Raw genomic sequence first — 12996 nt, forward strand, 5'->3', positions numbered from 1 at the left:
TAAATGTTTTTTAGTTCAAATTCTTATAGTACCACTCTACCGTCTCTGTCAAACCTGTTTTAAGATCATAAGCGGGATCATAACCTAAGAGATTTCGCGCTTTGGTAATTGATGCTAAAGAATGCGGCACATCACCTCTACGCTCGGGACCAAAAACCGGTTCGATCTCACTTACTTTCTGGTTGTAATTAAGTAAGCGCTCTTTGATCTCTCTAACCAACTCGATTAAAGTGGTTTGTTCACCGTAAGCGATGTTATAAATCTCGTTTAAGGTATGCTTTTTAGTGGCGGTCAAAGCTAACAAATTAGCCTGAACCACATTCTCTATATAGGTATAATCTCTGGAAAAAGAACCATCTCCGTTAATTACCGGAGATTCTCCTACCATTAAACTGGAAATAAATTTAGGAATTACAGCAGCGTAAGAGCCATCAGGATCCTGTCTGGGACCAAAGACATTAAAGTAACGCAGACCTATGGTATTGAAACCGTAATTTTTAAAATATACACCTGCGTAAATTTCATTAAATAGTTTTGTCGCCGCATAAGGTGAAAGCGGCTCGCCAATTTCGCTTTCGATCTTTGGCAAAGCATCGGCATCCCCATAAGTTGCCGAACTCGCGGCATAAACAAAATGCTTCACGTTTTCTAAACGGCTAGCTTCGAGGATATTTAAAAAACCTGAAACATTAACCGCGTGAGAGCTGATGGGATCATTTAAACTTCTGGGTACTGAGCCTAATGCTGCCTGATGGGAAACAGAATCACAACCTTTAACTGCCTCCTTACACACTTCGAAATCCCGAATATCGCCTTCAAGCAATTCAAAATTGGGATGGTTTTTAAAGGACAGCAGATTCTCGTGTTTTCCGGTTGAAAAGTTGTCAAGGCATTTTACTTGAGCTCCAAGATTAAGCATTCTGTCAATTAGATGTGAGCCGATAAAACCGGCTCCTCCGGTAACTAAAATACGCATACCGGCAACGCTAGGGATGGTTGACGAATTCATAGGGGTCAGGTATTTTTTTCTAAATTAAATTAAGAATTCCGAATTAGCGGATGTTTCCTTAACAAAATTTTAATTTATCTGCAAATATTAGCTTTTTCACAAGTTAAACTTATACTAAACGCCTGTCAATTCTGCCATTAGCGCAAAAACATTAGTAATTTTAACAAAAACGAAAAAAGAAAAGTTATTATGAATTACCTCAATCTCGACTCAGAGAAGACGCAGGAAACCGTCACACAACTCAATATCCTGTTGGCAGATTATCACCTATATTATCAAAAGCTCAGAAACTTTCATTGGAATGTAATCGGTGAAAACTTTTTTGACCTTCATGCCAAGTTTGAAGAAATGTATAATGATGCTTTGATCAAAATCGATGAACTCGCAGAGCGCATTTTAACGCTACGTCATCAACCCGAAAGTCATCTCACGCGCTATCTCGAACTTTCTAATATTAAAGAATCCCCCAGTGAAACCAATGATCTTGAGATGATTAACATTCTACTGGAGGATCACGGTAAAATTTTAATTCAAATGCGTAAAGTGGTTGAGGCTGCAGACAAAGGTGGAGACGAAGGAACAATTGATCTTCTCGGCGCTTATATCAGAGAGCTTGAAAAAACAAGCTGGATGCTGGATACCTGGCGCATGAATAAGACCGAAAATCACCAGAAATAAAATAGTACTAACCAACCCTAAACTTTATGTTATCAATTTTACAAACCGAAACCCAAAATCATCCGGAATGGACGTTTTTAGGGTACGACTTCTATAAACTTATCGAAAAATTACAGGGCTGGGGCGAAAGCCTTATCCTTAAGCTGCCCAACTTTGTTATAGCTATACTGGTTTTTGCTCTTTTCTGGTTTGCGGCAAAATATGTTTCCAAATTTGTACGCAATATAATGATGCGAGGGGTTAAACAGGACTCTATTAGGGTGATGGCTGGTAAAACCGCCTTCGCAATAACCGTTTTAATTGGTTTCTTTGTCGCGCTGGGTGTTATGGATTTAGATAAAGTCCTAACATCAGTACTTGCTGGTGCTGGTGTGGTAGGTCTGGCAATTGGTCTGGCTTTACAAGGCACATTAAACAATACTTTTAGTGGTGTGATTTTAAGCTTTATGCCCCGTTTGCAGTTAGGAGACTGGGTAGAGACCAATGATTATTCCGGTTTTGTTGAAGATATAACCTTACGGAATGTTACTCTCAAACAGGCAGACAATAATTATGTAGTTGTTCCCAATGCCAGTATTGTAGATTCCCCCTTTAAAAACTGGTCGCAAACGGCCAGAAGCCGTGTTTTTATTAATTGCGGAGTAGGTTATGAAAGCGATCTGGAAGCTGTGAAAAAGCTTACTCTGGAAACGCTTAAAAAGGAATTTGAGCAACAAGATTCTGAAGAGATCGAATTCTTCTACGAAAGCTTCGGAGACAGTTCCATAAACTTCGTAGCGCGTTTTTGGGCACCGGTTACCAAACGTAAAGATATGCTAGCCGCTCAGGATTTGGCCATTATTGCAATTAAGAAAGCCTTTGATGCTAACGATATCAATATTCCGTTCCCAATACGTACGCTGGATTTTGGCAAGAATAAATTCCGTTCAGAAACCATCACCATTGCAAACTCTGGAGGCGGAAGCGCTGAGAGCTAAATACCGAATACATTTTAAAAATGATCAAAACCGATTTCCTAATGGATGTCGGTTTTTTTGTGCTTATGCGAAATCATTAAGAGTCGAATACAATTCTATAACACATATTACAATTTCCTGGATTTTATAAGATATGTGATTGATTTTCGTTTTACTACTTTTATACCATTAGATCAAGTATATGAGTCCCGAAGAATTTGCGCGCCTGCAGGCCGAAAACCAAAAATTAAAAGCCAAACTCGAAAAACAGCAACAGTCTAAACAGAAACGCCGGAAATTAGGCTGGACCTTCCTCAAACAATCTTCGGGCTTTATTCTGGGCGCCAAGCTTAAAAAAAGTATTGAACGCTTTCTTGAAGAACTTTCAGAGCAGCAACGTGTATCGCGAGAGACGCTGTCTGACTTACTCAGCGCAATCATCATCAGACTTACACGAGTAGGTTTTCTGCTGGTGATAACAGCCATCCTCCCCTCTATTCTGCTTATTTTTCAAACCTATTACCTTTCGCAGCAAAACAAGTTGATTACCGGGCAGAGCGAAATGTTTAAACAACAAAACAACCGTCTTGATCAGCAAACCTACCTTCAGGAAGCCGAACGCCGGGGACAGACGCTTCTGCTTATGGATTCTATGCTAAAAGAAATAAGCGACGATGTACGGTCAAACTCGCAAAAAAACATCAATGATGCGACTGCGGGCAGACTGATCTCGCTAAGCAAGATGCTTAAACCTTATAAATATCTTGAAAATGACAGCCTCATAGAACGCGTAATTAGCCCTGAACGTGGCTATCTTCTGGTATCCTTACTGGAAACCGGCATAAACCTCAACGCTACCTCACGCAGTCGCAGCAACGGGAAACTGATCACCCGTCTTGACTTTACCTATGCAGAATTGCGGGATATTACGCTCAAAGGAGCCGATTTGCTAGAAATCAATCTATCAAATTCAGATCTCAGAAACTCTAATTTTACGGGTACCGATTTCAAAAATGCAAACCTATCAAATGCACGCCTGCAACAGGTAAACCTGAGCTATACCAGTTTTACTGATGCTGATCTCGAAAATGCACAATTACGAAACGCCATTTTAGACCGTTCTGATTTTACTAAAGCCAATCTTACCGGCAGCGATTTGCGTAATGTAAGCCTGGTAAAAACAAAGATTAGTGGCGCCAGCTTTAAGAATGCGCGTGTTCATAAGAATTTTGAACAAGATGCTATTATGCAGCTCAACAAAGATCAAAGCGGCTGGTTATTTAAAACCTATCAGGTGATAGAAGTTGATGATGAAAATTACCAACTCCTACCGCGAGATTAGTTATTTTTTATTCTTCCACTTTAGTGTAAACAGATCTTTTCTACGATCTACCAGATTGTGTACGCTACCAAATTGATTGAGTTCTTTCAATAAATCAAGGTCTACGTCGGCTACCAAAATCATTTCGGCATTTGGCGTAGCTTCAGCCTTAACCCCATTAGTCGGGAACTGAAAATCACAAGGTGTAAGCACCATACTCTGTGCAAACTGCATATCCATATTATGCACTTTGGGAATATTCCCAACACTACCCGCAATGGCCACGTAGCATTCGTTTTCAATAGCACGTGCCTGCGCGCAGTGTCTTACACGGCTGTAACCGTTTTGCGTATCGGTAAGGAAAGGCACAAAAAGTATGTCCATGCCTTCATCTGCAAGCAACCTGCTCAACTCCGGAAACTCCACATCATAGCAAATAAGAATCCCTATTTTACCACAATCAGTATTGAAGGTTTTGAGCTTTTCGCCCCCGCTCATTCCCCAGGCTTTGGCTTCATCAGGAGTTACGTGAAGCTTGTAAAATTTTTCAATAGTACCGTCGCGTTTACACAAAAAACCCACGTTATAGAGCTTACCATCTTCAATATACGGCATACTACCTGTGATGATGTTGATGTTATAGCTCACCGAGAGTTCAGAAAAACGGTCGCGTATGCGTTCGGTATATTTTGCCAGTTCGCGTATGGCATCAGGCTCTGAAAGGTGATTGTATGCCGCCATCAGCGGAGCATTGAAGAATTCTGGGAATAAGGCAAAGTCTGATCGGTAACCCGAAATGGTATCAATAAAATACTCAGCCTGCTCAATGAGTTCCTCAAAATTCTTGTAGGTACGCATTTGCCATTGTACCAGCCCCAGACGTACAACCGTTTTTACGCTGGCAGGGCGCTTTTCAGGCTTTTGGTAGTAAATATTATCCCATTCTAAAAGAGCCGCATATTCTTTAGACTGCTTATCCCCTTCCAGATAATTGGTAATAATTCGTTTTACGTGAAAATCGTTGCTGAGCTGAAAATCAAGAACCGGATCGTTAATTTCACGAGTCCGCACTTTCTCAATGTATTGTTTCGGCGTTAATTCTTTTGCATACTGATGGTAATTAGGCAAACGCCCTCCGAAGACAATTCGTTCTAAATTCAGGTTTTCGCATAATTCTTTCCGGTAATCGTAAAGTCTGCGACCAATGCGCATTCCGCGGTATTTGTGCGAAATGAATATGTCTATTCCGTATAAAACGTTTCCTTTTGGGGTATGGGTGCTAAAGCTCTCGTTACCCGTAATTTGCATATAGGTATGCTTGTCTGAAAACTTATCGTAATCTACAATGATAGACAACGCACAACCGGCAATCTCTCCATTCACTTTAACCACAACCTGCCCTTCCGGAAAAACGGTCATCAATTTTTTAAGGTGCTTTTTCTCCCAGTAGGGATCTGGAATAGAAGGATAAACCGCAATCATAATTTCCTTCAATTCCTGAAAATCCTTGATGTCTAAATATTCAAGATTAATGGTATCTACACGCTCCCGCTTGTCGATATTATCTACGTTTTCTACTTCTTTCATACTGTATTTAAGAATTGTTCTTTAAAAATTAAAACCGAAACCAAAAGATACCCTAAAGCCTTCTGAGCCTCTAAACATATTGAAGGTTCCGCTCAGGGCATCGGTACTGTTTACCCAAAAACCCAGGCCATACGAGTCGTGCCACTTTTCTGATTTTGCATCACCGTCATACCACACGCGACCCACGTCATAACCCGCAAAAATACCAATTTGTAAGGGTATTAGTCCGGTTTTAAAGGTATCAAAAGCATACCGCAAATCAGCCGAAGTGGTAAAAGCCTCTCCTCCGATGTATCTGTCAAAGCGATAACCCCTCAGATTGTTATTCTCTCCCAGACTAGCTCCCTGATAAAACTCATAGTTATCACCAAACCTGAATTGTGCCCGGGCGGTTGTTTTCAAAACCAATTTACGGTTTGCACTGAGGGCATTGTAAAAGCCAAGGCTGGGATTCAGGTATAAAAACCGATTCCCGGTGTTAGTCAGACTATTTGTAAAACCACCATTTAAAACGAAGTCCATACCCCTCGTCGGTGCGAGACTGTTATCCTTACTGTGATATTCATAGGTTGCATCGAGAGAGGCGAAATATTTAGCTTCTTTCAGCTCTATTACATTTACCTGCTCAATAAAACGCAACGCATTTTCCTGAAGCGCAAAACTTTGAAGAAGCGCCTTTACCGAAAAGGTGCTTCCGTAGTCTGAATTGCGTAAAAGTCCTCCTGAAACTTCAGCAACGCTCATACGCACGCGGTTATAATCATAACCTTGCTGATCATCGGGATTTACACTTTCGTTTCCAAAACCGAAGAAATTACGGGTATAATTAGGTGTTGTATATCTCCCGTGAAGGACCAGATTCCAGTCGTTTAGAATTCCTGCAAATTCACCTTCATAATGTAAATCAAGGCCGTGAGTTGCAAAGAAATAATTGGCCTTAAAACGATGCTGCTGACTGTAGGGATTCTGCTTAAAGCCATTTACCGTATACGAATCGCTTAATCCCAAAGTCAAACCATTATCTGGATTGTAGCCTATGGCAGGAGTAATAACATTATACCGTAGAATGTCCTTTTTATAGTCATACGTGTTGTAATCGTAGACATCGGTAAGTCTGAAATTGGCACCTCCCCGGGACTCAATAGTATTGGGCAGGGTCTCGTGATCGTAAACCTTTATTTCTCGGCCATTGTAGATGCGATAGATATCATTGTTTTGCCCGCCTATAATTCGGGTGAAAATGGGATTGTTTCCGGTTCCATTTACTTCAAACACATCATCATCGTCCAGTCCATAAATCCAGAGTTGTTTGGTTTCGTCAGAATAATAAGTACGATCGATGAGCACATCGGCTTTTTCGCCTCCCTTAATACGCCAGGCCTTTACGGTTGTCTGATTATCACCCCGTGTAATTTCAAAATAATCATCTTTATCTGTACCAATAATCATTTGTAATTCGGCCAGATACTCATAATAGGTTTCTGCAATTTCCACAATATTATCCCGACGCCCCTTAAGGTTCTCTTTAATATTTGTTATTGATTTACCGCCTTGCACCTCTTCAGGTAGTTGATTAAACGCTTCTTCAATAACGGCATCTGTAATTTCATTTTGCAAGGAGCGGGCCTGTTCAAGCCAAACCTCCCGTCCCGACTGTTGCGCGAGAGCCCTGTCTAATTTTATTCCTTCCTTATTAAACCATTTGATGTCTTTCAGGTTTTTATCATAAGCTTGAAATTGTTTAGCTGCACCAAAAAGCGTTTGAGCGATATTTAAAATGGTACCATCGAAGTTGGTAAACACCTGATCCCGATCACGTGGTATGGGTACAAAAACATCTTTCCCATTTTGATTCTTATATTCAGCCCAGCGCCACTGGTCGTTATCCCGGTCCCAATCTCCTATAAGCATATCAAACATACGCGCACGAATGTAGGTTACCTCGTCAACAACGTTCTCTTCGTCGCTGCGTATTTTGTCAAGAATATCATCCGTACTTTCAATATCATCCGGATAATTGAACGTTGCGCCATCAAACTCCTCTGCAGGACGCTCCACAATCATATAGAGCTCATCACCATAATCTGCATTATAAATGCCCAGCGCGGGTTGTTTGGGTACATAAAACAATTCCGGAGTCGTACTCAGCACACGAGCCGCTTTACTTAGCGTAGGAATTGCAAAAGCCCCGTACGGATGTGCCGCAGTATAAAAATCCTGAATAAGGCTACGGGGCAGACTATTCTCAAGGTCCTCCTCCATATCCTCATTTTGTTTTAAGACGGTATTCTGTAAAAACTGAACACCGCTTTTGCGTAAAGACCGCATATTGTATTCCCTTCCGTCTTTATCTTCAAGACGCAATGAGGTAGTTTGTTTTCCGCCACCGGGTCGTATGACCTTCAGCCCTCCATAAAGCGTATCTAAAATAGCTACCGGAACCGTAACTTTTTTACCATAAACATCCCGATACTGTTCGCCCCAGACATTTTCAAAAAGATCTGATCTTTCTGTCTCTGCAACGGTATATACCGAAGCCTGAACCGTGGTATCGTATTCCGTAGTTAGATTGGAATAGTCTACCAGCTTATCAGGAGCATAAACCTGCTTTTGAAAAAACAAATCAAGTTTTCCGGTTTCCTGATCTGCCCCATAATAGCGGACAAAAGAAGAGCCATCTTTAAAAATATCTAAACGGGCAAAACCTTCATAATCACTACTAAAAAGGCCGTCATTTCCTAAAAATGCATACGAAGATTTAGAACCTGACCCGGAAACAATCTGCCGAACCTCCTCGTGTTCTATATACTGCAGACCGTGCTCGTGACCTGAAACAAAGACCGATTTTTTAACATCTTCCGCCAAAAGACGCAAACGCTTCATCAGTTCATTATACTTCTCATTAAAACGATCTTGCTTTGACACCCCTCCCTGAGTACGTACCTGCGTTACCAATGATGCCAAAATAGGCAACGGAACTTTTTGCTGCGATGGGTAAAGATGTTTATCTAATGCAAATTTACCTCCGTGAACCCCATTGGTAAACATAGGATGGTGCATAGCAATGATTACCGTTTTCTGTTGGTTCTTCTTGAGTTCGTTCTGAAACTCAATAAAGAACTTTTCTCGGTCTTTGATGTTGTCGCATTTATCGTTAATCTTGGGGTTTTTGTTCCAATCTTCAAGATACCATTGTGTGTCTAATAAAATGAGATGCACCTCATCACTAACATCGTAGCTTACTAAAGGACAACCGTCCTGTGGCAAAAAGATGTCGTCTTTACCGGTAATTTCCTTGATATATTCTTCTTCACGGCTTAGACCGTTCAGACCATCATTGTACCAGTCGTGATTACCGGGTATGATAATAGGCGTTCCCTTAAAATTGGTGAAAGTCTCAACCTGAGCATCTATGCGGTGTTCTGCAAGAGCGCGCTCCTCAGAATTTTCAGGAGGCATCCCAACGGGATAAATATTATCCCCAAGAAAAATTGCAAACGAATTAGGATCGTTTGCCTGATCCAGTATTTTCTTGAAGATTAAAAGCCCTTCTGTACTCTCCCCGAGCTCTGCATTTCCGGCGTCACCTATGAGGTAAAAAGTACGCTCAATTTCTTTATCTTCAGGATAAACGTCCTGTTCAACATCATCCCGGTAACGATTGGTATACGTGGCACAAGCCGATAATAGCAGGAGGCTAACAAGTGTTAGAAGTATGTTATTTTTTATCATGAAAATTTTATTCGGGATTCTTTTTTGTACTTTTCATAACTTGATTAAATCACTATCCACATGGCTGAAACTGCAGAAAAAGAATCTAAATCTATCTCGAAAGCAGATCAATTTGTACTCGAACTTTTTAAGGAAAAACTTCCAAATAGTTATCTGTATCATAACTACGATCACACGGTCAGAGTGGTTAAAAGTACTAAAGAAATCGCCGATAACTCTGAAATTAATGTTAAACAGAAAGAGGCGCTGGTACTGGCCGCATGGATGCATGACACCGGTTATACCGTGACTCGTGAAGGGCATGAAGATGCGAGTATTGAGATTGCCAAAGACTACATGAAAAAGGAAGGTACAGATCCCGAAATTCAGCAAATGGTCATTGATCTGATTGCTTCCACCAAAATGGGTGTAGAACCTCAAAATGAAATGGAGCGCATATTAAAGGATGCCGATAACTCCCATTTTGCCAAAGACTATTACAAGCAAACCAGCGAGTTTTTACGTCAGGAATTGATGCTTACCGGAAGTGCCGACTTCTCCCCTGCGCAATGGCGGGAAGAGAATATAGATATGTTTACCAATAAACATCGATTCTATACAGACTACGCCGCCCGTAATTGGAAATCACAGAAAGATGAAAACCTGATTTCCCTGCTTAAAAAAGAGAAAAAGAAAAAGAAAAAATACAAGAAAGAAGAAATCAAGGCTAAGCTTAAAGCCAAATACAAAGACGAAAGTCCGGATCGTGGTGTGCAGACTTTATACCGTACTACCTTGCGTAACCATATCAAACTGAGTGATATTGCAGATACCAAGGCAAACATCCTGCTTTCGGTAAATGCCATTATCATCTCTCTGGCCTTGTCTAATATGATTCCAAAATTAGATGCGCCCAGTAACCGTCACTTGTTGCTGCCTACCCTAATTTTGGTTCTATTTAGCGTAGCTTCGATAATTATGTCTATTCTTTCTACCCGTCCTAATGTGACCTCAGGAGAGTTTACCCGCGAACAGGTTAAGAAGAAGCAGGTCAATATTTTGTTTTTTGGAAATTTCCACAAAATGAAATACGACCAGTATCAATGGGCAATCAACGAAATTATCTACGATAAGGACTATATCTATGAAGCCCTCACCAAGGATTTATACCTGCTGGGCGTTGTGCTTAATAAAAAGTATATGCTCTTACGACGCACCTACACCGTGTTCATGGTAGGTATTATCGTATCGGTAATCAGCTTTATAATTGCCTTTTCAATAATGTAATTGAACCGTTTTATGAGTCTAAAACTTCCATCAGATCATCATACGTGATGGTCTGATTTTCTTTAGACCGGGGTAGTTTAGAAGTATACAGCACATTTACCCGTATCGCTTTAAGCCCTACAACACCCTGTACATCTTCGAGTTCAACGTATTCAACTTCCTGACCCAGATACTTTTTGCGTTGAAGGTAATTTATGTAACGCGTGTATTCTTCAGCATCAGCATCCTGCGAGTAAATGATGGCGATCTTTCCTTTTTGTGTGACACGTTCATCACTACCCTTGATACAGGCTTTGTCAATGCGCTTTTTAATTATCTCATAACGCGCATTATAAGTACCATCAACATCAAATTTCTTCTCATCCATGCGATAGCGAATGGAAAGCGTGGTGCTGAATACCAAAATCAGTGAAGCCGCGTCCAGCTGAAGCTCTGCCCCTTCCTGTTTGTGATAAAAATGATTTTCCATCTCACACATGGTAGACAGTTGCCATAATCTAAGGTTGTACAAATAAACCTCATTGAAGGCACTGGTGGGCGTCATCGAGGCGCCAATGTAAATGTTGTGATCAACGCCGTCAGTCTTATACCGCTCAAAATAATGCGGAAAGATCTCCTGTGCTTCCTGCTGTTTACGATCTATAAAAGTTGCCAGATTTTGGTTGATAAGCTGAACCGTCTCGTCGTAATGTTTTCGGTTCTCATAAATAAGGCCTGTGTCTTTATTTATGGCCGTTTTATAATTATCAATAGCCTTTTTAAGTTCGGGTATCTTGGTGTTTAAATGATTGAGCAGCGGGTTTACCTCTTCTTTAAGCAAAGCGAAAACTTCACTTTCACTATTGGCATTAAGCTGATCTTTAATCTCATTGGTAAATTCTTCTATACGGAATTTTACCTGCTCATAAATAGGCATCGGTTGAGCCTTTAGCGCCAGCTCCAAAATGGTGTCAACCATTTTAAGCTGAATCAGAATATCTTTTTGGATTGCACTGTTACGCTCATCAGAAGAACCCACAATATCAATCTGCCCGTATAATGGATACACATCTTCAAAAGCAATATCCTTAAAGGCAGCAAACTTGCCGGCATCCTGATTTTTGATAAAGCGTTTGGCTTCCTCTTCAAAAATCCATAATACGCTCGGATGAATACTGGTACACTCACTTTGTATAACCGCTTTGATTCGGTTTTCCAAATCATTGCGTTTGCGCTCAACGGTAGATACGATAAAGGGCATTACATCATCAAGCTTGGTTGCGTTTAGGCTGTGCAGCTTGTTGCGGGTTTCAGAGACCAGTTCTAAAACAGCCAGCAACTCATTGCCTTTAGCAATGGGCGCAAGAATACAACTCTTAGCTCCCTGAGTGAGTAAATTTTCAGCCAGTATGTTATGCTTATTTTTACGTGCATATTCCTCAACGTCGGGGATGATAAAATAGCTTTTATCCTTTATCAAAGCGTTATAGGCACTATCGCACATACTCTTACGGCAATCATTTCGGGCGTCCTTATTCAGGATAAAGCTCGTAAGCATAGTCTCATCAGAGATCTGGGTAAAAAGATCGTTACTCTTGTCAAATTCGGTAAAACCAACTCTAAGGTCGGCTATATTGAATATTGCACTAAAGATTTCCTGAAACTGCTGTGAAGTATTTTCGTTGAGTGTTTTTTTAGAAAGAAGCGTGCTTTTCAAATCTGAAATCGAATCGTCAACGGTAACGTCTGTAAGATTTAAAATGGTGATTCCTTTTAAAATCCAGCTTTGAGGAGGGAAGTATTCCTTCCACAGATCGTAATCGTAACCATTAGCGATAAGCTTATCTGCAATTTCAGTAGTAATTTCAATCGCTTTGTCAGTGGGTTCACAAAACGTAAAATCAGCATTCATTGCCGCACGATAACTGCGTATAATTCCGTTTTTATCTGGTATTTCGTAGTACAGGGGTCTGCTGATGTCCACCTCGTAACCGTAATACGAATTCAGAATTATAACACACCCCAGAATGTAGTAAAACTCGGTATCCAGATCTCTGATTTTCAATTCAAAATCAGGCCCTGCTTCTTCGAGAATCGTTGCAAATCTGCGTGTGGGATTGAAAATTTTATTTTGGAAAGGAATGGTCGCTGCTTTAATCTCATTTTTAGTCAAAGCCGCAGGAAAAAGATTGTCAAGTAACGTACTTAAAGGCTCGTCGTATTCCTGAAGGTTGTCAAAGTCTTTTATCCCTTCAGCCAGCTCAGGATATCCTTCCGCATAGTCTAAAATAGACTTCATATACTCACGCGTAATGGGGTTTTGAGACTGCTTCATACGTTTTTTCAGCATCTCAAAAACCTTGGTAAGACTTAGCTGTACCTGCAAGGGAAAATCCTGTAACTCCTCCATTAGACTAATTTTAAAAGAATTTAATCAAAAATGATTACAAAAATAACAGGTAGTTAGT

At 40.6% G+C, this 12996-nt stretch carries 8 protein-coding genes; 4 read left to right on the forward strand and 4 right to left on the reverse strand.

Annotated features, from left to right (window positions below; genetic code table 11):
- Positions 1–10: 10 nt before the first annotated feature.
- On the reverse strand, positions 11–1009 hold the full coding sequence (locus tag CJ305_RS06435) for an SDR family oxidoreductase (RefSeq protein ID WP_099645415.1): 999 nt from the start codon (positions 1007–1009) through the stop codon (positions 11–13).
- Between the two features lie 189 nt (positions 1010–1198).
- Between CJ305_RS06435 and CJ305_RS06440 the strand changes: the two genes are divergently transcribed.
- The 3 genes from CJ305_RS06440 to CJ305_RS06450 all read left to right on the forward strand — a co-directional run bounded on the left by CJ305_RS06440 (position 1199) and on the right by CJ305_RS06450 (position 3985).
- Complete coding sequence (locus CJ305_RS06440; RefSeq protein ID WP_099645416.1) at positions 1199–1687, forward strand: Dps family protein; 489 nt, start codon at positions 1199–1201, stop codon at positions 1685–1687.
- A gap of 26 nt (positions 1688–1713) precedes the next feature.
- The gene (locus tag CJ305_RS06445; protein WP_099645417.1) at positions 1714–2664 is read left to right on the forward strand and encodes a mechanosensitive ion channel family protein; all 951 of its coding nucleotides are present in this window, start codon (positions 1714–1716) and stop codon (positions 2662–2664) included.
- 181 nt (positions 2665–2845) lie between these two features.
- Complete coding sequence (locus CJ305_RS06450; RefSeq protein ID WP_099645418.1) at positions 2846–3985, forward strand: pentapeptide repeat-containing protein; 1140 nt, start codon at positions 2846–2848, stop codon at positions 3983–3985.
- Here the strand turns inward: CJ305_RS06450 and CJ305_RS06455 are convergent, their stop codons facing one another.
- Together CJ305_RS06455 and CJ305_RS06460 are read right to left on the reverse strand one after the other, a co-directional pair.
- Complete coding sequence (locus tag CJ305_RS06455; RefSeq protein WP_099645419.1) at positions 3986–5551, reverse strand: bifunctional GNAT family N-acetyltransferase/carbon-nitrogen hydrolase family protein; 1566 nt, start codon at positions 5549–5551, stop codon at positions 3986–3988.
- 21 nt (positions 5552–5572) lie between these two features.
- Positions 5573–9283, reverse strand: coding sequence for a metallophosphoesterase (locus tag CJ305_RS06460; protein ID WP_099645420.1), 3711 nt, complete (start codon positions 9281–9283; stop codon positions 5573–5575).
- Between the two features lie 60 nt (positions 9284–9343).
- On the opposite strand from CJ305_RS06460, the gene CJ305_RS06465 reads away from it, so the two are divergent.
- Positions 9344–10549: a Pycsar system effector family protein gene (locus CJ305_RS06465; RefSeq protein WP_099645421.1), complete on the forward strand. Its 1206-nt coding sequence runs from the start codon at positions 9344–9346 to the stop codon at positions 10547–10549.
- Between the two features lie 10 nt (positions 10550–10559).
- Here the strand turns inward: CJ305_RS06465 and CJ305_RS06470 are convergent, their stop codons facing one another.
- On the reverse strand, positions 10560–12938 hold the full coding sequence (locus CJ305_RS06470) for a GAF domain-containing protein (protein ID WP_099645422.1): 2379 nt from the start codon (positions 12936–12938) through the stop codon (positions 10560–10562).
- Positions 12939–12996 lie beyond the last annotated feature (58 nt).

Source organism: Leeuwenhoekiella nanhaiensis, assembly GCF_002744755.1.
In the GTDB taxonomy this organism is placed as follows: Bacteria; Bacteroidota; Bacteroidia; order Flavobacteriales; family Flavobacteriaceae; genus Leeuwenhoekiella; species Leeuwenhoekiella nanhaiensis.